This window comes from Actinomycetospora succinea, from assembly GCF_004363095.1.
In the GTDB taxonomy this organism is placed as follows: domain Bacteria; phylum Actinomycetota; class Actinomycetes; order Mycobacteriales; family Pseudonocardiaceae; genus Actinomycetospora; species Actinomycetospora succinea.
The window spans coordinates 48,495-70,998 of the sequence record NZ_SNYO01000001.1; the positions used below are offsets into that span (position 1 = coordinate 48,495).

Consider the following 22,504-nt stretch of genomic DNA (forward strand, 5'->3'; position numbering starts at 1 on the left):
CTCCCTGGTGAGAGGGTTGCACTCGGGTGCAGGTGGCGGTGTCGAAACAGTTGCACCCGAGTGCAGTGGGTGTCAAGCGTCACGCAGGAGGAGCGGTGGTGAGCGGCGTCGGGACCGGTCGCGGGTCGTCGACACGGGACGTCCTCTACGGGGCGGCGGCGGCGCTGTTCGTCGAGCGCGGCTACGAGGACACGACGATGGCCGACATCGCGGCGCGGGCCGGTACGTCGCGGCGCACGGCGTTCAACCACTTCCCCAGCAAGGGCGACATCCCGATGCTGTGGACGCGGCGGATGGCCGACGTCGCCGTCGAGGTGATCACTCGGTCCGCCGGCGACCCGGCCCCGGAACGCATCCGCGCCTACTTCCGGTTGATCAGCGGCCTGGTCGAGGCGGAACCCGAGCTGACCCGACAGATGATGCTGGGCTGGACCGCGGCCACCGGCCCGATCCGCTACGAGTCCCAGCTGCTGGCCGACCTGCGGCCGCTGCTGCGCGAGGGGCAGGAGCGCGGGGAGGTCGCGGCGACGGTCGACGTCGCCGAGGCCGCGCGGACCCTGTCCGACGTGTACATGGGCGTGGTCTTCCGCTGGGTCCGCGACCCGGACGCGCTGGGGTCGTTCCAGGAGGTGGCGGGCGGCGGGATCGATCTCGTCCTGTCGGCCGTCCGGGCCTAGTTCCCGAGGGCGTCGAGCAGCCAGTGGTAGCGCATCCGGAGAGCCCGTTCCATGCTGCCCAGCGCGGCCCCGACACCGAGCGCGACGTTGAGCCACAGCGGGAGGTCGACCGGCGAGTGGAAGATCCCCAGGTTCATCGCGATCGGGGGGATCCGTGAGATCGGCTCGGCGACCTGCAGGAGCATCAGCCCCACGCCGACGACGAGCAGGAGCACCGACAGCACGCCGATGCCCCTGCTCAGGGCCGGGTGCCGGCGGTCGAGCCGGGCGCGGCGGGCCTCGGCCGACCGCGCGTCCGGCGTGAGCACGTGCTCCGCGCCGTCCGGGGTCACGAAGTGGGCGCGCTGGATCCCGAAGGTGCTCACCGCGACCTCGATGGTGCCGCCCGGCACCGGGAACGCCGCCGGGAGCTTCGACTCGACCTGCTGGCGCCCGTCGACGTAGAACTGCGCCTTGTTCACGCCGGCGTTCTGGTTCTTCCAGTGCCGGACGTCGACGGCGTACTCGGCGTCGGGCGCACGGAGGTAGAAGAGCGACCGGCCGCCCGTCTGCCACCAGCGGAAACGCTCGAGTGCGCTCCCGTCGCCCGGCTGCAGACGCTTCTCGGCCCACCGTCTCCGCTGCTCCTGGAACATCCCCGCCCACTCCCCGACGTCGTCACCAACACGCTGTACCAGTGAAGCTAGCACGGCGTACTAGCACAGCGTGCTAGTACGATGACGGGTGTGACGCAGCAGGCGAAGAGCTCGAAGGACCGCATCCTCGAGGCGGCCGTGGCGATGACGGGCGAGAACCTGGGCGCCGGGCTCAGCGTGCGGGCGGTGGCGGCGCGGGCCGGCGTGAGCACGGGCTCGCTGCGACACCACTTCCCGACGCAGCGCGCGCTCCAGGAGGCCGTGCTCACCGCGATCTACGACCTCGTGATCCCGGACGACCACGTCATCCACGACACGTCGCTCCCGGCGCGCGACCGCCTGATCGCCTGCCTGCGCCTCGTGCTGGCGCCCGCGGCCCCCGGGAAGCCCTCCCGCGAGGCGTGGAGCACCGTATACGAGCGGTTCATCGCCCCGGAGCCCACCGAGGAGCTGCGCGCGACCTACCTCGCCACCGCGCGCGAGGGCCTGCGCCGCGTCGAGTACTGGCTGTCCGTCCTCGTCGAGGAGGGTGCGCTGGCCGCGGGGGACAACACCCGCCGGGCGCGGTTCCTCAACACGGTCGTCGGCGGCCTGTCGGTCGAGCGGGCGATGCCCGGCGAGGCGTCGGTCCTGGAGGCCGAGACCGAGGTCCTGGGGATGGCGGTCGACGCCGTCCTCGCGAGCAGGGAACCCGGCGAATGACACGAGTGTGATGACCGGGACGGACCGGCTGATAGCGTCGTGGCAGTGATCGGAGCCGTGCGGTACCCGCTGCGTGCGGGCCTCCGGCCGTCCTCCTCACGGGTCGTCTCGGTGCTCGCGGTCGTGCTCACCGCCGGTGGTTTCGACCTCCTCGCCGACGAGACGCTCCTGCACGTCCTCGGGGTCGCGCTGGTCGCCGCGGCCGTCGGCGCCGTCCGCCTCGCGCTGCGCGGTCGTCTCCAGAGCCTCTTCGTCGTGATCAACCTGGCGGTGCTCGTGCAGCCCGCCGCGCACGCGCTGACGACGGTGACCCAGGCGGGTGCCGCGCGCCTGCAGCACGACCACGTCGTCCCCGAGGAGCTGACCGCGCTGGCCCTCCAGCTCGCGATCACGCTGCTCGTCGTCGTGGTCGCGAGCAGCGAGCCGCTCCTCGTCGCGGGCGGGCACGCCCACCTGCAGCTGCTGCGCGTGGTGCTCGGGCTCCCGCCGGTCCCCTCCTCGAGCGGGCCCGACCGGCGTGCGCCGGCGCCCGCGGACGCGGTGGTGCACCGGGTCGATCTCGTGCGGTGCCGTCCCCACCGGGGTCCGCCGCCGGCCGCCGTGCCCGTCGTCTGACCCACCCGCCCGCCCGGCGGGGGATCCCGCACCGGCACGGCCCGCAGCGCCCACGACACCGCTCGACCACCCCGAAGGCTGCCGCGTGACCCTGTCCTTCCCTGTCTCCGCTCCCGACCTGCCCCGGCTCGACGGCCCGGTGCCCCTGATCTGCCCCCGCTGCCGCGGCGCGCTCGCCTACACCCCGACGCCCGTGGAATCCTTCGACGGCGAGTTCGGCGTGCTGTCCTGCGGGTGCGACGAGTACCCGGTGCTCGACGGCATCCCGGTCCTGCGCCGTGGCCGCGTCGACGTCCAGGAGCACGCGACCGGCCGCACCGAGGTCGACGGGCCCACCGTCGGCCGGCTCGTCGAGTTGCTGCGCGACGGCCGCGGCGTCGACGCGCTCGTCGCGATGCTCGCGTTCCCGCCCCGGCTCCCGCGCCGGTTCCCGGCCCGCCGGGGTCCTGCGGCGCGCCTCGCGCTCGCGGCCCGCCGCGCCGAGGTCCGCGCGATGCTCGACGACGTCGACGCGCTGACCGCGCAGGACTGGATGGAGCTCGCCTACCTGCGCTCGTCCGACCGGATCGACCAGGAGATGTTCGGCTACTTCTTCGTCCGGTACGGCCAGCCCCGCTACCTGGCGTCGATCTCGCTGCTGCGAGCGCTGCCCGCGTCGGACGCGCCGGTGCTCGACCTCGCCTGCGGGTTCGGGCACACGATGTACCACCTCGGCGCGCGGAAGCGCCCGCTGCCCACGGTCGGCGTCGACCGCAACTTCTTCCAGCTCTGGGTCGGTCGCCGCTACATCGCACCCGGGCAGACGTTCGTGTGCGCCGACCGGGTCGACGCGCTCCCGTTCCCCGACGACGTCTTCGCCGCGTCCACCTGCACCGACGCGTTCCACTACTTCGACGACCAGCAGGGCGCCATGGACGAGCTGCGCCGCGTGGCCCGCGCGGACACCGTCCTCGTCGACCGCGTCGGCAACCGCGCCGTGGAGCCCCGCGACGCCGCGGGGGAGCAGGACGCCGCCGGCTACGTCGCGCTCCTCCGGGGCGCGCCGTGGCGTCTGACCAGCGAGGACGAGGTGGTCGGCGACTACCACGACGGCCACGGGCCCCGCCTCGCCGCGCGCCGCCACCCCGGCGAGCTCCGACGCAGCAAGTGGCTCGCGCTGTTCTCGAGCCGCGACCAGAGCCTGTTCGTCGACCACGGCACGTTCGCCGCGCCGCCCCACGCCGCCGGCGCCCTGGGGGTGAACCCGGTCTACGCGGTGCGCCGCGACGGCGACGACGTCGTGCTCGCCTTCTCGTTCCCGTCGACCTGGTACGCGTTCGAGAACGCGGCGATGCTCGGCTACACCTCGCCGGGGGAGCGCCTCGACGGCGAGGACTTCGAGGCGCTCGTCGCGGGCCGGGGGCATGCGTCGTTCGTCGACCGCTTCGTGCTGCTCGGGCTCCCGCCGCGCTACGCGCGCCGACCCGGATCGGCGCTGCGCTCCTCGGTGCTCCCGGGGCTGCTCGCGGGCGCGCGGTACGCCCTGCGGCGCCGGTAGGCGGGGGATACTCGGGCTCCCTGTCGTCCCGGCACGAGGAGTCCCCTGTGGCCGCAACGGGTCCCACCGATCCTCCACCCAGCGACCCCGGCGGCTCGGGCTCGGACCGGTGGCGGCTCGGGCTCTACGCCGTGCTCGGCGGCGCCCTGCTGATCACGTTGATCGCGGTCGTCGCCCTGATCCGCTACCCGGTCGCCGCCGACGCGGCGACGGCGACGGCCCCCTTCGTCGCCGCCATCGGCACGATCACGGGCGCCTACTTCGGCATCCAGGCGGGCTCGGCGAACCAGGACCAGACCCACCAGGCGATGGTGGACGCGAGCCATCGCGCGGAGAAGTGGGCGGCGCTGGCGGACCCGACCGTGGCCGCCGCGGTGTACGACGTCCCGGCGCCGTCGCCCGAGCGTCCCGCCCCGCCGGACGGTCCCCGCACGGCGCCCTGAGCACCTACGCCGGGTCGCGGGAGACGTCGTCGATGGTCAGCGTGCCCAGGTCGGTGTTGGCGATGTAGACCTCGCCGCCGTCCGGCGAGACGGCGAGGGCGACGTCGCCGGTGAACTCCTCCATGAACCAGCCGGTGCGGACCGCGTGCGTGCGGGCGTCGACGGCGGCGAGGACCGGCGGGTCGGTGGCGAGCGCGACGAACACCCGGGCGCCGTCGCGCGAGACGGCGAGGCCCGAGACCGGCCCGGGCAGCGCCACCGTGGCGGTCGGGGTGGTGCGGTCGGGGTCGACGACGGTCAGGGCGTGCTCCGGGTCGGAGCCGCCGAGGTAGACCGCGTCGCCGTCCGGGCCGGCGACCGCGAGACGGGCGGGCGCCCCGAGCCGGATCGAGGTCGCGACCCCGCCGGTGCGGACGTCGACGACCTCCGCGCCGGGCCGGCGGTCGTCCACGGTGAGCAGCCGCGTGCCGTCGGCGGTCGCGGCCAGCCCGACCCCGCCGCGGTCGAGCCTGCCGACGATCTGCGCGGCCGCCGCGTCGATGACCAGCAGGCCCCGGGCGACCGGCACGAACACCCGGGTGCCCCGCGGGTCGACGGCCGGTGCCGCGACCGGGGGCTCGGGGAGCAGGACGGTGGCGGCGAGCGCCGACCGGGCGAGGTCGACGACGACCAGGGCGTCCTGCGAGCCGCGGGTGGTGGCGACGAACAGCCGTTCGCCCGCCGCGTCGGTCATGGCGCCGACGACCCGGCCGCCGCCGAGCGGGATCTCCCTGATCACCGTGCGCCCGCGGGTGTCGAACACCGAGACCGTGCGGGCGCCCGCGTTGGCGATGACGGCGTCACCGCCCGCGGTGAAGGCCACCGCGACCGGGCTGATCCCGATCGAGATCCCGTCGCCCACGTAGCGGCGCACGGCGACGACGCCCGCGACGAGCACGAGCGCGACGAGCCCGACGACCAGCGTCCGCCGGACCCACCGGCTCGGCGACCACCGCCACCGGTGGACCGCCACGATCCGCTCGGGGGGCTCCGGGTCCGGCGCGAGGCGCGCGGTCGGGCGGTGGCGCAGAGCCGCGGCCGCCGCGGCGGCGAGCGCCCCCGCGGTGGCGTAGCGATCCTCGGGGTCCTTCGCCAGGCCGCGCACGACGACGTCGGCGAGCGCGACGGGGACGTCGTCCTCGCCCAGGTCGGGGGGCGCGCGGTGCAGGTGCGCGCCGATCAGCCCCGCCGCGTCGTCGTCGCCGAACGGCGGCCGCCCGCTGAGGCACTCGTGCAGCAGGCAGGCGAGCGAGTACACGTCGGACCGACCGTCGCTGGGCTCGGCGCGCAGGCGCTCGGGCGCCATGTAGGCGAGCGTGCCGATCACCGCGCCGTCCTCGGAGACGGTCACCGACCCCGCGGGGCGGGCGATGCCGAAGTCGGCGAGGTAGGCGAAGTCGCCCGGCCCGAGCAGGACGTTCGAGGGCTTGACGTCGCGGTGCACGAGCCCGGCCGCGTGGGCGGCGTCCAGCGCGGCGGCGATCTGCGTGATCAGCCCGACCGCCCGGCGGGGCTCGAGCGCGCCGGCCCGGAGCACCGTGCCGAGGTCGGTGCCGTCGATCAGCCGCATGTCGAGGTAGAGCTGGCCGTCGATCTCGCCGAAGTCGTGCACGGGCACGATGTGCGGCTCGCGGAGGTCGGCGGCGGCCTCGGCCTCGCGCCGGAACCGCTCCCGGTAGCCCGCGTCGGCGCTGAACCGCGGGTGCAGCAGCTTGAGGGCGACCCACCGCGAGCGGCGGGTGTCCCACGCCCGGAACACCTCGCCCATGCCGCCGCTGCCCAGCGACGGGCCCACGCGGTAGGGGCCCAGCTCGGCGGTCACGCACTCCAGCGTCCAGGACCGGTGACGCGGTCACCACCGTCCGCCGCGGTACACCCCGGGCCGTGATCGACCGGCTACGCGGCAGGTAGCGATTCCTCTCGGCCCCGGCGCGGGTCTACCTCCTCACCGGCGCCCCTCGCCAGGAGGCGGCGCCACATCCGCCGAGGAGTCCGAGCCGTGAGCGTTCCGCCGACCATGCGCGCCCTGCAGCAGACGTCCCTGAACGGCCCGTGCGACCTGCGGTCGGTCGACGACGCCCCGGTGCCGGAACCCGGCCCCGACGAGGTGCTCGTCCGCGTCACGGCCGCGGGCGTCAACTTCGTCGACGTCGCGCAGGCGCGCGGCACCTTCGCCGGCGGCCCGCGGCCCCCGTACCTGGCGGGCATCGAGGGCGCGGGCGAGGTCGTCGCGGTCGGAGACGCCGTGAGCGGCGTGGGGCCGGGCGCCCACGTCGTCGGCGTCGGCATCGCGGGCGGCGCCTTCGCCGAGTACCTGGTGCTGCCCGCGGCCGGCGCGCTCCCCGTGCCCGCCGGCTGGACCGACGAGCAGGCGCTGGGCCTGGTCGTGAACTGGCCGCCCGCGCTCGCGGCGCTCGGACCCCTCGGACAGCTCCGGGCCGGGCAGACCGTCCTCGTCCACGCCGCCGCCGGCGCCACCGGACAGGCTGCGGTCACCCTCGCGAAGCACCGCGGCGCGACGGTGATCGCCGCCGCCTCGGCCGCCAAGCACGACGCCGTCCGGGCGCTCGGGGCCGACCACGTGCTCGACGCCCGCGCCGACGACCTGGCCACCGAGGTCCGGCGCCGGACCGGGGACGTCGGCGCCGACCTGGTCCTGGAGTCGGTCGGCGGTGCGGGGCTCGCCGCCAGCCTGGCCGCGACCCGGCGGGTGACCGGGCGGGTCGTCGTCCTCGGCACGGCGGCCGGAGACGCGTCGATCAGCGCCTGGGAGCTGGTCTACCGGCACCAGGTCCAGGTCGTCGGCCTGAACATCGGCGTCCTCGCGCAGGCCGCCCCGCAGATGTTCGGTGCTCTGATCGGGGAGATGGTCGGCCTGATCGCGGCCGGGGTCATCGCGCCCGGCCGGCCGGCCACGCACCCGCTGGCCGACGGGCCGAAGGTCCTCGCCGAGCTGGAGGCCAGGGCCACCGTCGGCAAGCTGGCCCTGCTGCCGTCCTAGCCTCCGGGAGTGACCTCGCACGCGGCGTCCGAGCAGGAGCGGTTCGCGGCCGACACCGAGCCGTTCCGCCGCGAGCTGGTCGCGCACTGCTACCGCATGACCGGCTCGGCGCACGACGCCGAGGACCTCGTGCAGGAGACCTACCTGCGGGCGTGGCGCTCGTACGCCGGGTTCGAGGGCCGGTCGTCGGTGCGCACCTGGCTGCACACCATCGCGACCAACGCCTGCCTGACGGCGCTGCGGTCCCGTCCGGCGCGCCTGCTCCCGTCGGGCCTGACCGGTCCCCAGACCAGCCCCGACCGTCCCCCGAGCACGGTGGCCCCGGGCGAGGTCGCGTGGTTGGAGCCGTTGCCGGACACGTGGACCGCGCCGACCGCGGACGACCCCGCGGGCGCCGTGATCGCGAGGGAGTCGTTGCGGCTCGCGCTGATCGCCGGCCTGCAGCACCTGCCCGCCCGGCAACGCGCGATCTTCCTGCTGCGCGACGTCCTCGCGTTCTCGGCGCTCGAGACCGCGGCGGTGCTCGAGACGACCACGGCGGCGGTCAAGAGCGGTCTCCAGCGCGCCCGGGCCCGGCTGAGCGAGGTCGACCCGGACCCCGAGGACCTGCTCGAGCCCTCCGACCCGCGCGCCCGGGCGCTGCTCGACGGCTACATGGCGGCCTTCGAGCACGCCGACGCCCGCCTGCTCGAACAGGTGCTGCGTGCGGACGCGACGCTCGAGGCGACGCCGTTCCGCGACTGGCAGGCGGGCCGCGCGATGTGCCTCCACGTGCTGGGCACCTACGTGCTCGGCACGCCGGGCGACTGGCGGATGATCGGGACCGTCGCCAACGGCCGGCCCGCCGCGGCGGTCTACCGCCGGGACCCCGCCGGGACGCTGCGTGCCGACGGCGTCGTGGTGCTGGATCCGACCGCAGGCGGCGTCTCGCGCGTGGTCAAGTTCCACGACCCCGCGCTCGTGGCGGTGTTCGGGCTGCCCGACGTGCTGGGCGACTGACGACGCGTCAGGCCGGCGCGACCGGGAGCGTGTCGACCAGCCGGATCGACTTGGGGACCTTGTAGGGCGCGAGGCTGTTCCGGGTGCGGCGACGCAGGTCCTCGGCGAGATCGGGCGACGCGGCCTCCGGGACGACGTAGGCGGTGACGGCCTGACCCCACACCGGGTCGGGCTCGCCGCGCACGAGGGCGTCGCGCACCTCGGGCTGAGAGGTCAGCGCTTCGCGGACCTCCTCCGGGTACACGTGGTACGACCCGGTGTTGATCATCCCGTCGAGCCGGCCGGTGAGGTGGACGTAGCCGCGGTCGGTGATGCGGGCGGTGTCGCCGAGGCTCAACCAGCCGTCGGCGTCGGCGTACGCGGGGGACACCATGGCGCTGCGCGTGGCGAGCTCGCCGTCCCGTGCAGACCCTGCCGCGCCCGGCACGGGCCGCACCGTCAGCTCGATGCGCTCGACCGCCCGCCCGCAGCTGCCGACGACGTCGGGCTCGCCGGCGAAGAGCCGGCCGTGGTCCTCCTGCGTCAGCACCGTCAGCGGCCACCCGGCCTCGAAGCGGCCGTAGAGCTGGCACACCGAGGGGCCGACGCATCGCCGCACCCGCTCGAGGTCCTCGACGGTGATCGGAGCGCCGCCGTAGAGGGTGTGCCGCAGGCTCGGCGGAGCCGGTGCCCCGTCCGCCTCGAGCCGGTCGGCGAGCCGGGTGAGCATGCCCGGCACGGCGAAGGTCGCGGTGACGCCATGGCGCTCGATCGCCTCGAGCGTCGAGCCGGGGTCGAAGCGGCTCAACACCACCTGGGGGAGACTCATCAACAGGAACGGGAAGCTGCCGATCATCCCCGTGCCGTGCATGAGCTGCTGGACGGTCAGGAAGCAGGCGGTGGCGGGGTCGAAGCCGGGGCCGTACCCGCCGCGGCGGTAGAGATCCTGGTTGACCTGCATGATCGCTCGCCAGTTGCGATAGCTGGTCGGCACCCCGAACAGCTCGCCGGCCGTGACCGCTCGTGGGTAGATGATCAGTGGCTGGTCCTCGGGCACCTCGACGACCTCGAGGAACGGTGTGTCGTGCAGCGGCTGGTCGTGGTCGTGGACCAGCGCGCCGGGCAGGTGCCGGGCGTGGTCGGCGTCGGCGAGCACCGCGTCGGCCCGGCCAGCTTCGAAGATCGCGGCTGCTTCGCCCGCCGCGGCCGCCGCCTCGACCGGGATCCGGGTGGCGCCGAGGAGCTCGACGGCGAGGAAGGCCTCGATCGACGCGGCGCTGTTGGAGAACCACAGCCCGATCCGGGCGCCGCCGCGCAGCCCTCGGCCGGCGAGGGCGCCGGCCAGGGCCTGAACGTTCTGGAGCAGATCGGTGCCGGTACGGGTCAGACCGTGCTCGGGGTCGTGGACCAGGATCCGGTCGCCGGCGTCGCGCAACGCCGCGCGGACGTCCTCACCGGCGGCGAGCGCTCCCGTCGCCATCACGCGTTCTCGAGCTGGGTGCGCAGCGCGGCGCGCTGGACCTTCGCTCCGCCGAGCACGGTGGGGAGCTCGGCGACGACCGCGATCCGGGCGGGTCGCTCGTGGTCGGCGAGGTCGGAGCAGCTGCCCAGCAGCTCCTCGGGGCTCGCGCTCGCGCCGGACTTGAGGACGACCGCCGCGACCACCTCCTGGGGGTCGCCGAGCCCGACGACCCCGGCGTTGGCGACCGCGCGGTGCGCCAGCAGCGGGGCCTCGACGAGGTGGGGGTAGACCGCGCCGTGCGCGGTGTGGATCGTGTCGCCGGCGCGGTCGGAGTAGTACAGGTAGCCGTCGGCGTCGAGGTAGCCGACGTCCTGGGGCCGGAACCAGTCGTCGCCGAAGGACGCCTCCGCGGTCTTGTCGGCCATACCCCAGTACTCGCCGATCGACATCGCGCTGCGGACCGCGATCTCGCCGACCTCGCCCGGCCCGAGGTTGCGCCCGTCGGGATCCTTGATGGCCACCTCGAGGAACGGCGACCCCGAACGTCCGACGCTGTGGATGCGCTGCGGGCGCCCGATCAGCTCGTGTGGCAGCAGGCGGGTGGTGGCGGCGCCCTGCTCGGTGGAGCCGAACGCGTGCGCCCACACCGGGCCCAGCAGCGCCGAGGTGCGCTCGAGCAGGTCCGGGGTGCCGAAGAAGACCACGACGCGGCGCAGCGCGTGATCGATCCCGCCGCGCTTCTCGACCTCGTCGAGCAGCGGCCCCAGCAGCGGCCCGGGCGCGAAGGTCCCGGTGACCCGCTCGGCGACGATGGTGTCGACCAGCGCCGCGGGATCGAACACCTCGTCGTCGACGAGCAGGCTGCGGGCGCCGCGCACCAGGTAGGGGTAGAGGGTCTGGAAGCCGGTCGCCCACTGCAGCGGGTGGAAGTGGAGGTTGACGTCCTCCGGCCCGACCGGTGGCACACCGGGGCCGAAGGTGTCCAGGTGGTGCAGGTTGTGGTTGATGACCGCCTGCCACGAGCGGTAAGTCTTCACCCAGGCCTTCGGTCGACCGGTCGTGCCCGAGGTCAGTTGCAGGAAGCACGGGGTGTCCTCGTCGACGTCGAGGCCCGGTTCGCGGTCGTCGCCGCCGGCGGCGACGTCGGCGTAGGGCACCGCCCAGTCGGGGACGTCGGGCCCGATCGCCACGAAGTGACGCACCGACGACAGCTCGGGACGGCTGGCGGCGACGTCGTCGCTGAAGCGGGTGTCGAAGACGACGACGCTCGCCTCCATGTGGTTCAACGCGAACACGTGGTCGGCCATGGGGAAGTGCGTGTGCAGCACCGCCCGCACCAGGTGGTGCTTCTCGCAGCCGAGCCACAGGGGCATGAGCTCCGCGGTGTTGTACGCCAGCACGCCGACCCGGTCACCCCGGGCGGCGCCGAGGGCGAGCAGGCCGGAACCGATCTCGTTGGCGCGCCGGTTGAGCTCCTCGAACGTCACGGTGCCGGCCGGGGTGGTCACCGCGGGACGCGGACCGAACCATTCGGCGGCCCGTCGGGCCAGGACTCCAGCTTCCACGCGCATGCTCACTCCGATCTCGACCCACTCGTGCGGCGGTCGGGAATTGCTGCTGTAGCGATGATGGGGACAGAGATGTCGTCGAGGAACAGCTACGTCGCGGGTTCGTCGACCACCGGTGACCGGAGCGTCGGTGCCCGCCCGGACAGGACCTTGCCGCCCAGTTCGGACACGACGGCGAAGACGGAGGCGAGCAGCACGGCCCCGACGGCCATGACGATCGGGTTGCCGAGACTCGGTGCGAGCACGGTCGTCCCGGAGAGCTCGGCTGCTGCCGCGATCATGGCGAACCCCACGAAGCCTCCCGGCGTCTGGGCGAGCGCGCCGAGCCGACCGGACTGCGCGATGCTGAAGGCAGCGACCGTGACCAGCACGGCGACCGCCCAGAGCGGCGCCGAGACGAGCTCGGCGACGCCCAGCACGACGATCCCGACGAGCACGCCGAACAGGTTGGTCGCCAGCTGGAGCCTCAGGCCGTGGATCCCGCCACCGCAGAAGAAGTAGGTCAGCCAGGCGAGGAAGAGCAGCCAGGTCGGCATCCCGATCCACGCGGTCACGAAGACCGAGATCCCGGCCAGGACGCCGATGCTCACGGCCAGCCCGTTCGTTTCGCTCATCGTGTACCCGCCCTCGGTCAGTGGCTTTACTGGATCGGTAAGCTACCGATCGGCGAGGAAGTGTCAAGAGGTTGACACGGCACGGCGCTCCGGTAGCTTGCCGAGGTAGTAAAGCCACGTCCTGACCGGACACAGGCGCCATCGACGAAAGGGCGATTCCGTGCGTGCACTGCGGTTCCACGGAAAAGGTGATCTCCGGATCGAGGACGTGCCGGAGCCGGAAGTCGCGCCGGGCCTCGTGAAGATCAAGGTCGAGTGGTGCGGCATCTGCGGCACCGATCTGCACGAGTACCAGGGCGGCCCGATCCTGATCCCGCCGCCCGGCGCGCCCCACCCGCTGACGGGGGAGACGCTCCCCGTGGTGATGGGCCACGAGTTCACCGGTCGGGTCGAGGAGATCGGCGAGGGTGTCACCGGGCTCCGGGTCGGCGACCCCGTGATCGTCGAGCCGAACATCCGGGACAACACCTGCCATCAGTGCCGGCACGGCTCGTACAACCTCTGCCCCAGCGGGGGCTTCTACGGCTTGTCGGGCTGGGGCGGAGGGCTGGCCGAGTACGCGGTGATCGACGCACGGAACCTCTACGTCCTGCCGCCGTCGGTGCCGACCGACGTGGGTGTGCTGATCGACCCGTTGGTCGTCGCCTGGCAGGCGATGATCGACTCCGGGTACCGGCCGGGTCAGTCCGCGCTGATCGCGGGCGCCGGGCCGATCGGCCTGGCCCTGCTGCTCACGCTCAAGGCCAGCGGAGCACGGTGGGTCGGCATCAGCGAGATCGCCGACGCGCGCAAGCGACAGGCCCTGGCCTTCGGCGCCGACGCGGTGCTCGACCCCACCGTCGACGACGTCACGGCGGAGGTCCGCGCCGCGACCGGCGGCCTCGGCGCGCACGTCTCCTTCGACGCGTCCGGACTACCGGCGACGATCTCGACCTGCATCTCGGCCGTCCGGCCGAAGGGGACCGCGTTCAACGTGGCGATCTGGGAGGAGCCGGTGGAGCTCGACATCAACACCCTCGTCACCGGCGGCAAGAGGCTCGCGGCCACCCTCGGCTTCGCCAACGTCCACCCGAGCGTGATCGCCGCCCTCGACGACGGGCGCATCAAGCCCGCGGACATGATCACGGCGCGGACCTCGTTGGACGAGGTCGTCGACCACGGTTTCGACGAGCTGCTCCGCAACAAGGACCAGCACATCAAGATCATCGTCCAGCCCTGACCGGTGTCGAGGTCCGGCAGTAGTCTCGCGTGGACTCCTCACCCGACACGACGAACGAAGGCGTGATGGCATCGCACCCGACCGGGGCCGACAGTGCGGGGTCGGCGGCGCCGAACTACGCGGCCCGGAATCGGCGCCGGGAGGAGACCCGGGAACGCATCCTGGTCAACGCGGCCGACTTCTTCTACCGGCGCGGGATCCTGTCCGTGTCGATGGACGACGTCGCGGCCCATGTCGGGGTCACGAAACCGACCCTGTATGCGCATTTCGAGTCGCGGGAGGCGCTCGTCGGGGCGGCCCTCAACACCGTCGAGGAGAGCCATTTCCAGTGGTTCGAGCGCCGTCTCGCCGAATTCGTCGAGCAGGGCGTCGTCGCGGTGATCGCGCCGTTCGACGTGCTCGATCTGTGGTTCGGGAGCTCGGTCTTCCGGGGGTGCGCCTACCAGAACGCGTCGGTCGAGGTCGGATCGGCCATGCCCCACGCGCAGGTCGCCGTCCTCCGGCACAAGGACCGGACCCGGAAATGGCTGCACGACCTCGCCGCCGAGTCCGGTGTGCCGCCCGAACGGTGCGAGACGATCTCGGCGCAGTTCATGCTCCTGATGGAGGGCGCGATCATCACCGCCTTCATCGAGAGCGACGACCAGGCCGCCGTCCGTGCCCGTGAGGCGGCTGAGGTGCTCCTCGAGAAGGTCCTCGAGACGGCGTCGACCGGCTAGGCGACGCGGGTCAGCGCGGCCAGGACGACCCGGCGTCGCCGGCGAGCTCGGCCAGCGCCACCTCGGCACGGCCCGACGCCTCACGGCCACGCCGGGCCGCCTCCGCGTGGAGCAGCCCGTAGGTGAACCCGGGCTCGCCGGCCCGGTGCGCGAGGTCGGCGAGCTCGAGGAGCACCTCGCGCTGGACCACGGTGTCCTGGTGGTCGCCGAGATGCGTCTGCACGGTCTTCGCCCGGCCGGCCACGCGGGCGGCGTCCTTGCCGTGCACCGCCTCGACGGACTCCGCGGCGTAGCGCAGCCGCTTGGCCGCCTTGCGCACCTCGTGCAGCAGCTCGGCGTGCTCCTGCTCGGTGCTCGCCCGGGCCGCCGCCGCGACGGCGGCACGCAGGCGCTTGTCGTCCCGGCGCACGCAACGCGCGAGGACGGGCGCCGCGTCCTCGGTGGCGCGCGCGGTGAGCGGGGGGTCGACGAGGAGCCGCTCCAGGCCGGCGAGCAGCTCGGCGAAGCGATCACCGTCGAGGACGGCGAGGAGGTCGTCGTGGGCCCGGCGGTAGCGCTGGCGGAGCACCGCGTGCACCCGCTGGTCGACGGGCCCCAGCACCAGCCACCCGGGCACGGTCGCGAGCAGCTCGCCGAGCTGCTCCTCGGCCACCTCCGCGTCACGGGCCGCCCCGGCGACCCCGGCCACCCACCGCAGCTCGTCGCGCAGCGGATCGGTCACGTCCCGCCGCAGCACCGGGCGGTAGGTGGCCAGCACCGTCCGCAGCCGCCGCGCGCCGACGCGGAACTGGTGGACCGCGTCGTGCTCGTCGCGCCGGACCGGCCCGATCGTGTCCCCCAGCGCTCGCACCCGGGACCCCACGATCTCCAGCACGACGTCGCCGGCATCGGCGGGGGTGGCCACAGCGATGGTCCTACCATCGGCGGACCCGCGTCGACGGTCTCGATTCGGCTGCGCGGGCGACCTCCTGTGCGACGCCCGGGACCCGCCGCCCCGCGGCTACGCTGCGTCCGGTCGGGAGGGGGTCGCTGATGGCCGAGCGTGACGGCGCGCGCCGCGTCGACGACGTGGACCGGAAGCTGCTCGCCCTGCTCGGCGCGGACCCCCGCGCGTCGACGCGCAAGCTCTCCCGCGCGATCGGCATGTCGCCCGGGGCCGTCGGCGAGCGCCTCGAGCGCCTGCAGGAGCACGGGGTGATCCGCGGGTTCAGCCTCGACGTCGACCCGTCGGCGCTCGGCTTCGGGCTCGAGGTGCTCGTGGCGATCGAGCTGCGCCAGGGCAGCCCGGTGGAGAACACCATCGACCTGCTGTGGGGCATCGAGGAGGTCCAGGCGATCCAGCTGGTGACGGGTCGCTGGGACCTCGTGCTGACGATGCTCGTGCGCGACCAGCACCACCTGCGCGAGGTGCTGCTCGGCGCCGTCTGGTCGGTCGCGGACTTCCAGCACAGCGAGACCATGATCATCCTCGACCGGCGTCAGCGGGTCGCCGTCGATCCCGCGGCGGCGGCCGACGGGTCAGTCGAGGAGTAGCTCGCCGGCCGGGTCGGCGAGCACCGCGGCGACGCGCGCGAGGACGCGGGAGCCGAGCTCGCCGTCGACCAGACGGTGGTCGAAGGACAGCGACAGCTGGGTGACGTCGCGCAGCGCGATCTCGCCCCGGTACTCCCAGGGCCGACGACGGACCGCCCCGAAGCAGAGGATCGCCGCCTCGCCCGGGTTGAGGATCGGGGTGGCCGCGTCGACCCCGAACACCCCGACGTTCGTGATCGTGATCGTGCCGCCGGCCATCTGCTCCGGGGTGATCCTCCCCGCGCGGGCGGTGGTGGTCAGCTCGGCGAGCGCGCGGGCGAGGTCGACCAGGGTCAGCCCGGGGGCGTCCTTGATGTTCGGCACGAGCAGCCCGCGCGGGGTCGCCGCCGCGATGCCGAGGTTGACCGCGTGCGGGTACACGATCTCCTGGTTCTCCTCGTCCCAGCGCGCGTTGATGTCCGGGAAGTGGCGCGCGGCGGACAGCAGCGCCCGGGCGACCAGCAGCAACGGCGTCACCCGCACGTCGGCGAACGCGCGGTGGGCGCGCAGTGTCTCGACGGTCTCCGTCATCGCGGTCACGTCCACGGTGACGAACTCCGTGACGTGCGGCGCGGTGAACGCGCTGGCGGTCATCGCCGCCGCCGTCGCCTTCCGCACTCCCTTGATCGGCACGCGGCGCTCGTCGCCCGTCCTGTCGGCCGCGGGCGGGTCGGTGGGGGCGTCGACGTGCCGGCGCACGTCCTCGCGCCGGATGCGGTCGCCCTCGAAGGCGACGTCGGCGAGGTCGACGCCGAGCTCCTTGGCCAGCATGCGGACCGGGGGCGTGGCCGGGGGCCGCGCCGCGCCGGGGCTCGCGGTCACCGGCTCCGGCGTCGCCGGGTGACGACGGCGGCGCCGGGTCGCCGTGGCGCTGGTGCCGTAGCCGACGAGGACGCTGCCGCTGCTCTCGCTCTCGCCCCCGTCCTCGGAGGTGACGGGCGGCGGCTCGTCCGCCCCCGTCGTGACGGCGATGATCGGCGAGCCGACGGCGACCGTCTCGCCCTCCGCGACGAGCAGTTCGGCGACGGTGCCGTCGAACGGGCACGGCAGCTCCACGGCGGCCTTGGCGGTCTCGACCTCGACGATCACCTGGTTGACGGCGACCTCGTCGCCGACCGCGACGTGCCAGGCCAGGATCTCGGCCTCGGTCAGGCCTTCTCCCACGTCGGGGAGCCTGAAGGTCTCGCTGCTCACGGTGCCTCCGGCCGTCAGAAGTCGAGGGTGCGGTCGACCGCGTCGAGGACGCGGTCGAGGTCGGGGCGGTAGTGCTCCTCGAGCCGGGCCGCGGGGTAGGGGACGTTGAACCCGCCGACGCGGGTCACCGGGGCTTCGAGCTTCGTGAAGCAGCGCTCGCCGAGCACGGCCGCGATCTCGCCACCGAGCCCGCCGAACGTGGGGGCCTCGTGGACCACGACGGCACGCCCGGTCCGGCGCACGGAGGCGACGAGGGTGTCGGTGTCGACGGGGGAGAGTGAGCGCAGGTCGATCACCTCGAGCGAGCGGTCCTCCTCGGCGGCCGCCCCGGCGGCGGAGAGACAGGTCTCGACCATCGAGCCCCAGGTCAGGAGCGTCAGGTCGGTGCCGTCGCGGACGGTGCGGGCGGCGTCGGCGGGCAGCACCAGCGGATCGTCGGGGTTCTCGGCGACCTCGCCCTTCGACCAGTAGCGGCACTTGGGCTCGAAGAAGATCACCGGGTCGTCGCCCGCGATGGCCTGCCGCAGCATCCAGTGGGCGTCCTGCGGGGTGGCCGGGGCCATCACCCGCAGGCCGGCGGTGTGGGCGAAGTAGGCCTCGTTGGACTCGGAGTGGTGCTCGACCGCGCCGATGCCGCCGGAGACCGGGACCCGGATGACGACCGGGACGGTGATGCGGCCCCCGGAGCGGGCGTGCAGCTTCGCCAGCTGCGAGGTGATCTGGTTGAACGCCGGGTAGACGAATCCGTCGAACTGGATCTCGCACACGGGGCGGTAGCCGCGCATGGCGAGCCCGATCGCGGTGCCGACGATGCCCGCCTCCGCCAGCGGGGTGTCGATGACCCGGTCGGCGCCGAAGTCCTTCTGCAGGCCGTCGGTCACCCGGAACACCCCTCCGGACAGGCCGACGTCCTGGCCCATGACCATCACGCCGGGGTCGGACTCCAGCCCGTGGCGCAGGGCGCGGTTGATCGCTTGCGAGAGGGTGAGCACGGCGGCCTCCTCAGTCGACGAACGACGCCGAGTACGCGGCGTACGCCGCGCGCTCGCCGGCCAGGGACGCGGTCTCGCGGGCGAGCACGTGCTCGAACATCGCGTCGGGCTCCGGGTCGGGCAGGGCGCGACACACCCGGCGGACCTCGGCGGCGAGCTCCTCGGCCTCCGCTTCCAGCCCGCCGGTGAACTCCTCGTCGGCCCACCCCCGGTCGTCGAGCAGCCGCCGCAGCCGGTCGACCGGGTCGAGGGCGCGCCAGTGGTCGAGCTCGGCGTCGCTGCGGTAGCGCCGCGGGTCGTCCGAGGTGGAGTGCCCGGCCATCCGGTAGGTGACCGCCTCGATCAGCGCAGGGCCCTCGCCGGACCGCACCCCGTCGAGCGCGCGGGCCGTGGCCGCGTGGACGGCGAGGACGTCGTTGCCGTCGACGAGCTGGGTGGCCAGGCCGAAGCCCGCCGCCCGCTGGTGCAGCGGCGCGCCGAACTGCGCGGTGGTCGGCGTCGAGATCGCCCACTGGTTGTTCTGGCAGAAGAACAGCACCGGGGCGCAGCGCGTCACGGCCCAGTTGAACGCCTCGTTGGCCTCGCCCTCGCTGCTCGACCCGTCGCCGAAGTAGGTCATGACGACCTCGTCGGTGCCGTCGAGCCGGGCGCCCATCGCGTAGCCGACCGCGTGCGGGAGCTGGGCGGCGAGCACGAGGGTGTAGATGTGGAAGCGGTACCGCGCCGGGTCCCAGCCGCCCTGACGGACGCCGCGCCACTGCGCGAGCAGCTCCTCGGGACCGATGCCCCGGCACATCGCGGCCGCGTGGTCGCGATAGGAGGGGAAGACCCAGTCCGTGTCGCGCAGGGCGCGGATCGACCCGACCTGGGCCGCCTCCTGGCCCCACGACTGCAACCAGAGCCCCAGCTCGCCCTGGCGCTGGAGGTGGTAGGCCTCGGCGTCCAGACGACGTGCCAGGACCATGTCGCGGTAGAGACCGCGGCACAGATCTCCGTCGACGGTCGCGGCGGCCGGGTCGTCGGCCAGCTCGCCGTCGGGGGTGAGCAACTGCAGGGGTGTCACCGTGACTCCTCTACCGGGGGTGGTGGTGAGGGGCGGCCGTGTCGGTCGCGGGGTCGCCGCGGGGCTCCGAGGTCGCCGGTGTCTCGTGCTGGTGCTGCCATCATCGCCCGGGCGGTGAACGATTGTCCAGAGCGACGCGGTATTGGTCGATCGAATGTCCTGTCGATCTACTCTCGGATGCCCGATCGTGCGCTCATCGCCGTCATCAGGGACGCCGCCGGGTCGCCGAGCGCGGTGAGATCCACCTCGCGGACGCGCTCGGCGATGCGGGTGCCGATGCCGGTGGTGGAGTCGGGGCGGTCCCGGAGCTCCCCGAGCACCGACGCGGCGGCCGCCTCGAGAGCCAGGGCCGCGGCGTGCTCGCCGAGGTGGGCCAGGCACAGGGCGGCGGAGAGGACGGCGGCCGCGGGGTTGGCGCGCCCGCTCCCCGCGATGTCGGGCGCGGAGCCGTGCACGGGCTCGAACATGCCCGGGTTCGCGCCGGTCGGGTCGATGTTGCCGCTGGCGGCGAGCCCGAGCCCGCCCTGGATCGTGGCCCCGAGGTCGCTGATGATGTCGCCGAAGAGGTTGTCGGTGACGACGACGTCGAAGCGCTCGGGGGTCAGGGGCAGGTGCTGGCACATGGCGTCGGCGTGGACGTAGTCGTGCGCGACGTCGGGGAAGTCGTTCCCGATCTCCTCGACGACGCCCGTCCAGAGCTTCCCCGCCTCGACGAGGATGTTGGTCTTGTGGCAGAGCGTCAGGCGCCGTCGTCGGGCCCGGGCGAGCCGGAAGGCGTAGCCGACGCAGGCCCGGGTCGCGGCCACGGTGTTGATCGAGTTCTGGACCGCGGTCGCGTGGTCGGTGCCCTGGTGCACGGTCGACCCGCCGCCGGCGTAGAGCCCCTCGGTGTTCTCCCGGATGATCACGAGGTCGCACCGCTCCGGGCTGAGGCCGCGGACGGGGCTCTCCACCCCGGGGTAGAGCCGCACCGGGCGGACGTTCACGGCGTGGCGCAGGGCGACCCGCAGCGCGACGACGAGGCCGCGCTCGAGGACGCCGGGCGGCACCCGGGGATCCCCGACCGCGCCCAGGAGGATCGCGTCGTGGCCGCGCAGCTTCTCGGTGCTCGTCTCGTCGAGCGCGACGCCGTCGCGCAGCCACCGCTCGGCGCCGAGGTCGTACGCGGTCGTCGTGACGCGGAAGCCGAAGTGCCCCGCCGCGGCGTGGACGCTGCGCAGCGCCTCGGCGGTCACGTCGGGCCCGATGCCGTCCCCGCCGACGACGGCGAGATCGTGGGTCCGCATCAGGTCAGCGCGAAGTCGCGCCAGGCCTTGCCGGACGACGGCTCCGTGTCCACCCACAGCGTGGTCACGCAGTGCGGGCACACGTACGCGACCGCGTCGAGGGCCTCGTGGACGTCGACGCCGCCACCGAGGTCGTCGGGTCCGAGGGTGAGGGTCCCGGCCAGGGCCTCCCAGCCGCCCTCGAGGTCGCCGAGCGGGGTGCGGCAGTGCGCGCAGCCCGCGACCGACCGCCCGCCGTCGTCCCAGATCAGCAGGGCCGTGCCCCAGCGGCCGCCGGGATCCCCGGTCACGGTGGGCGACCCGCCGCCTGCCGGCGCGGTCATCCGCGCGCGGCGGTCGGCACGGATCTCGTCGCGCCGGGCCTCGGTCGCAGGGGTGTCGACGGTGCCGTCCGCGCCGACGACCACGCCGTAGAGGCGGTGCGCGGCGTCGGCGCTCACCGCGCGCGCCGCCACGTCGACCGCGACCTTCTCCGGGTCGCGCAGCAGGGGATCGCCGTACCCGCCCCCGTTCTGCACGGTGCACTCGAAGACGTCGCCGTGGGCGATCCGCGCCGCCGGCGAGACGCCCGGCAGGACGCCGTGGTCCCCGTCGAGCTCGGTGAGGTCGCCGACCGGGCGGCCGGCGCCGAGGCGATCGAGGACCCCGGAGCCGATGACGCGCTCGAAGCGGGCGCACGAGCCGGGCAGGCCGCCGAAGAGCCCGGTGCGGTTGGGCAGGGCGACGCCGTGGGTGCCCAGGACGCCGGTGACCTCCTCGGTGTCGATGGGGGTCAGCGCGAACTGGACGCCGTTGCCGCCGCGGTGGGTGCCGGCGCCCCCGGAGTCGGGGACCTGACGCCGCCACAGGTAGAGCAGCGGGTGGCGCATCTCCTGCTGTTCGACGTCGGTGGCGCCGCCGCCGAGGATGACCATGGCGCCGCCGGAGTCGACCCCGTCGCGGAAGGAGAACGCGGGCCCGCCCCAGAGCAGCGAGTCCATGTACATGGAGGCGAACGGCTCCCCGTGCTGGTCGACGCCGCCGAACTGGGAGAGCTGCCAGGAGCCGTCGCTCGGGCCGAAGGCGAAGCCCTCGTAGCGCTCCGAGAAGCTCAGCATCTTGGCGATCGCCCCGCCCGCGGAACAGGTGGCGGTCCAGTTCGCCCCGGCCGCGCCGCCGGACACGGGCATCGGCTCGACCGCCGTGACGCACAGCCCGTCGGGCGCGACGACCTCGACCGGGCGCATGATCCCGTGGTTCCACGGGATCTCCCCGCCGAACGTGCAGAGCATCAGCGTCGCCACCGCGCCGAGCAGCCCGCCTCGCGTCGTCATGCCGTACGCGGGGCTCTGCGGGCTGGCGCCGGAGAAGTCGAAGGTCAGTTGGTCGCCCGCCTTCCGCATGACGCACGGGACCTCGAGCAGCTCGATCCCCGCGTGCCCCTCGCGCCCGGAGCCGTCCGGGCGGTCGAGGTAGGAGGTGTGCTCGAAGGTGCCGTCGGGCAGCTCGCGCAGCATCGCGCGCAGGTCGGCCTCGGAGTTGTCGAGCGTCTTCTCCATCGTGGCGCGCACGGCGTCGGTGCCGTAGCGGTCGCAGAGCTCGTCGAAGCGCTGCTGCGCCACCCGCAGGCCGGCGAGGAAGGCGCGGAAGTCGTTGGCGACGGTGTCGTGCATGCGGGAGTTGAGGACGATCGTGTCCCAGAGCTCCTGGTTGACCCTGCCCTGGCGCACGATGCGGCCCGGCGGGATGCGGATGCCCTCCTGGAACACGTCGGTCGCCGTGGTGCACCAGCTGCCCGGGTCCATCCCGCCGAGGTCGACCTGGTGGGCCATGCACCCGAGCCACGCCACGATCTCGCCGTCCCGGAACACGGGGCTGCAGAACTGCACGTCGTTCTGGTGCATGGCCGCGAGGTACGGGTCGTTGATGATGAAGACGTCGCCGGGCTCGATGTCGTCGTAGCGGGCGAGGAACTCCTGGACGGCCATCGCGCCCGTGTAGAGCGGGGTCAGCAGGTAGACGCCGATGATCGCCATCTCGCCGGCGGCGGTGTAGATGCCGAAGTTGTAGTCCGTGGCGTGGACGACCGGCGAGCCCGAGACGTGCTCGACGGTCGTGGCGCCCTCGGAGTTGATCGACCAGAGCTTGTGGCGGATGACCTCGTAGGTGACGGGGTCGACGCCGGCGGTGGGGGTGCTCATCTCGTGTC

General features: G+C 73.9%; 21 protein-coding genes. 10 read left to right on the top strand and 11 right to left on the bottom strand.

The annotated features are described in order from the left end of the window. Positions 1-98: 98 nt before the first annotated feature. Positions 99-677 (top strand): TetR/AcrR family transcriptional regulator, encoded by a 579-nt coding sequence (locus tag EV188_RS00240; protein WP_243741374.1) that lies wholly within the window; start codon positions 99-101, stop codon positions 675-677. Here the strand turns inward: EV188_RS00240 and EV188_RS00245 are convergent. Further along, positions 674-1,312: a hypothetical protein gene (locus tag EV188_RS00245; RefSeq protein WP_133824260.1), complete on the bottom strand. Its 639-nt coding sequence runs from the start codon at positions 1,310-1,312 to the stop codon at positions 674-676. The two genes, EV188_RS00240 and EV188_RS00245, sit on opposite strands and share 4 nt — an antisense overlap. A gap of 90 nt (positions 1,313-1,402) precedes the next feature. On the opposite strand from EV188_RS00245, the gene EV188_RS00250 reads away from it, so the two are divergent. The 4 genes from EV188_RS00250 (at position 1,403) to EV188_RS00265 (ending at position 4,609) form a co-directional block, all read left to right on the top strand. Continuing rightward, positions 1,403-2,014 (top strand): TetR/AcrR family transcriptional regulator, encoded by a 612-nt coding sequence (locus tag EV188_RS00250; protein WP_133824261.1) that lies wholly within the window; start codon positions 1,403-1,405, stop codon positions 2,012-2,014. 45 nt (positions 2,015-2,059) lie between these two features. Continuing rightward, complete coding sequence (locus EV188_RS00255; protein WP_133824262.1) at positions 2,060-2,629, top strand: hypothetical protein; 570 nt, start codon at positions 2,060-2,062, stop codon at positions 2,627-2,629. A gap of 85 nt (positions 2,630-2,714) precedes the next feature. Continuing rightward, positions 2,715-4,166: a class I SAM-dependent methyltransferase gene (locus EV188_RS00260; RefSeq protein WP_133824263.1), complete on the top strand. Its 1,452-nt coding sequence runs from the start codon at positions 2,715-2,717 to the stop codon at positions 4,164-4,166. A 47-nt stretch (positions 4,167-4,213) separates the two neighbouring features. After that, a complete protein-coding gene (locus tag EV188_RS00265; RefSeq protein ID WP_133824264.1) occupies positions 4,214-4,609 on the top strand; it encodes a hypothetical protein in 396 nt (131 codons plus the stop codon). A 4-nt stretch (positions 4,610-4,613) separates the two neighbouring features. Here the strand turns inward: EV188_RS00265 and EV188_RS00270 are convergent, their stop codons facing one another. After that, on the bottom strand, positions 4,614-6,470 hold the full coding sequence (locus tag EV188_RS00270) for a serine/threonine-protein kinase (RefSeq protein ID WP_133824265.1): 1,857 nt from the start codon (positions 6,468-6,470) through the stop codon (positions 4,614-4,616). A gap of 177 nt (positions 6,471-6,647) precedes the next feature. Between EV188_RS00270 and EV188_RS00275 the strand changes: the two genes are divergently transcribed. Beyond that, on the top strand, positions 6,648-7,649 hold the full coding sequence (locus EV188_RS00275) for a zinc-binding dehydrogenase (protein ID WP_133824266.1): 1,002 nt from the start codon (positions 6,648-6,650) through the stop codon (positions 7,647-7,649). 9 nt (positions 7,650-7,658) lie between these two features. After that, positions 7,659-8,648 carry an RNA polymerase subunit sigma-70 gene (locus EV188_RS00280; RefSeq protein ID WP_133824267.1) on the top strand — a complete coding sequence of 330 codons (990 nt, stop codon included), beginning with the start codon at positions 7,659-7,661 and terminating at the stop codon, positions 8,646-8,648. 7 nt (positions 8,649-8,655) lie between these two features. Here the strand turns inward: EV188_RS00280 and EV188_RS00285 are convergent, their stop codons facing one another. The 3 genes from EV188_RS00285 to EV188_RS00295 form a co-directional block, all read right to left on the bottom strand. Then, positions 8,656-10,107, bottom strand: a complete 1,452-nt coding sequence (locus EV188_RS00285) for a class I adenylate-forming enzyme family protein (protein WP_133824268.1) — start codon at positions 10,105-10,107, stop codon at positions 8,656-8,658. Continuing rightward, positions 10,107-11,660 carry a class I adenylate-forming enzyme family protein gene (locus tag EV188_RS00290; protein WP_133824269.1) on the bottom strand — a complete coding sequence of 518 codons (1,554 nt, stop codon included), beginning with the start codon at positions 11,658-11,660 and terminating at the stop codon, positions 10,107-10,109. Before EV188_RS00290 ends, EV188_RS00285 begins: the two co-directional genes overlap by 1 nt. Positions 11,661-11,746: 86 nt before the next feature. Further along, a complete protein-coding gene (locus tag EV188_RS00295; protein ID WP_133824270.1) occupies positions 11,747-12,271 on the bottom strand; it encodes a DUF1097 domain-containing protein in 525 nt (174 codons plus the stop codon). Positions 12,272-12,479: 208 nt separating this feature from the next. On the opposite strand from EV188_RS00295, the gene EV188_RS00300 reads away from it, so the two are divergent. Beyond that, a complete protein-coding gene (locus EV188_RS00300) occupies positions 12,480-13,490 on the top strand; it encodes a 2,3-butanediol dehydrogenase (RefSeq protein ID WP_133824271.1) in 1,011 nt (336 codons plus the stop codon). 29 nt (positions 13,491-13,519) lie between these two features. Continuing rightward, positions 13,520-14,209, top strand: coding sequence for a TetR/AcrR family transcriptional regulator (locus EV188_RS00305; RefSeq protein WP_133824272.1), 690 nt, complete (start codon positions 13,520-13,522; stop codon positions 14,207-14,209). Positions 14,210-14,219: 10 nt separating this feature from the next. Here the strand turns inward: EV188_RS00305 and EV188_RS00310 are convergent, their stop codons facing one another. Beyond that, positions 14,220-15,113: a CHAD domain-containing protein gene (locus tag EV188_RS00310; RefSeq protein ID WP_166659657.1), complete on the bottom strand. Its 894-nt coding sequence runs from the start codon at positions 15,111-15,113 to the stop codon at positions 14,220-14,222. A 128-nt stretch (positions 15,114-15,241) separates the two neighbouring features. On the opposite strand from EV188_RS00310, the gene EV188_RS00315 reads away from it, so the two are divergent. Further along, the gene (locus EV188_RS00315; protein ID WP_133824274.1) at positions 15,242-15,742 is read left to right on the top strand and encodes an Lrp/AsnC family transcriptional regulator; all 501 of its coding nucleotides are present in this window, start codon (positions 15,242-15,244) and stop codon (positions 15,740-15,742) included. Here the strand turns inward: EV188_RS00315 and EV188_RS00320 are convergent. The 5 genes from EV188_RS00320 to EV188_RS00340 form a co-directional block, all read right to left on the bottom strand. Continuing rightward, entirely contained in the window at positions 15,728-16,975 is a 1,248-nt protein-coding gene (locus EV188_RS00320) for a dihydrolipoamide acetyltransferase family protein (protein WP_133824275.1), read from the bottom strand. The genes EV188_RS00315 and EV188_RS00320 overlap by 15 nt on opposite strands. Before the next feature lie 14 nt (positions 16,976-16,989). Then, the gene (locus EV188_RS00325; protein WP_133824276.1) at positions 16,990-17,967 is read right to left on the bottom strand and encodes an alpha-ketoacid dehydrogenase subunit beta; all 978 of its coding nucleotides are present in this window, start codon (positions 17,965-17,967) and stop codon (positions 16,990-16,992) included. 10 nt (positions 17,968-17,977) lie between these two features. Continuing rightward, positions 17,978-19,030: a thiamine pyrophosphate-dependent enzyme gene (locus tag EV188_RS00330; RefSeq protein WP_243741376.1), complete on the bottom strand. Its 1,053-nt coding sequence runs from the start codon at positions 19,028-19,030 to the stop codon at positions 17,978-17,980. Positions 19,031-19,197: 167 nt separating this feature from the next. Further along, a complete protein-coding gene (locus EV188_RS00335) occupies positions 19,198-20,316 on the bottom strand; it encodes a 3-isopropylmalate dehydrogenase (RefSeq protein WP_133824277.1) in 1,119 nt (372 codons plus the stop codon). Further along, positions 20,316-22,496, bottom strand: coding sequence for a hydantoinase B/oxoprolinase family protein (locus tag EV188_RS00340; protein ID WP_133824278.1), 2,181 nt, complete (start codon positions 22,494-22,496; stop codon positions 20,316-20,318). Before EV188_RS00340 ends, EV188_RS00335 begins: the two co-directional genes overlap by 1 nt. Positions 22,497-22,504: the final 8 nt, after the last annotated feature.

Coding starts and splice junctions, on each gene's coding strand:
- EV188_RS00245 (WP_133824260.1), bottom strand. CDS start 1,312: ATGTTCCAGGAGCAGCGGAGACGGTGGGCCGAGAAGCGTCTGCAGCCG.
- EV188_RS00285 (WP_133824268.1), bottom strand. CDS start 10,107: ATGGCGACGGGAGCGCTCGCCGCCGGTGAGGACGTCCGCGCGGCGTTG.
- EV188_RS00290 (WP_133824269.1), bottom strand. CDS start 11,660: ATGCGCGTGGAAGCTGGAGTCCTGGCCCGACGGGCCGCCGAATGGTTC.
- EV188_RS00295 (WP_133824270.1), bottom strand. CDS start 12,271: ATGAGCGAAACGAACGGGCTGGCCGTGAGCATCGGCGTCCTGGCCGGG.
- EV188_RS00315 (WP_133824274.1), top strand. CDS start 15,242: ATGGCCGAGCGTGACGGCGCGCGCCGCGTCGACGACGTGGACCGGAAG.
- EV188_RS00335 (WP_133824277.1), bottom strand. CDS start 20,316: ATGCGGACCCACGATCTCGCCGTCGTCGGCGGGGACGGCATCGGGCCC.
- EV188_RS00340 (WP_133824278.1), bottom strand. CDS start 22,496: ATGAGCACCCCCACCGCCGGCGTCGACCCCGTCACCTACGAGGTCATC.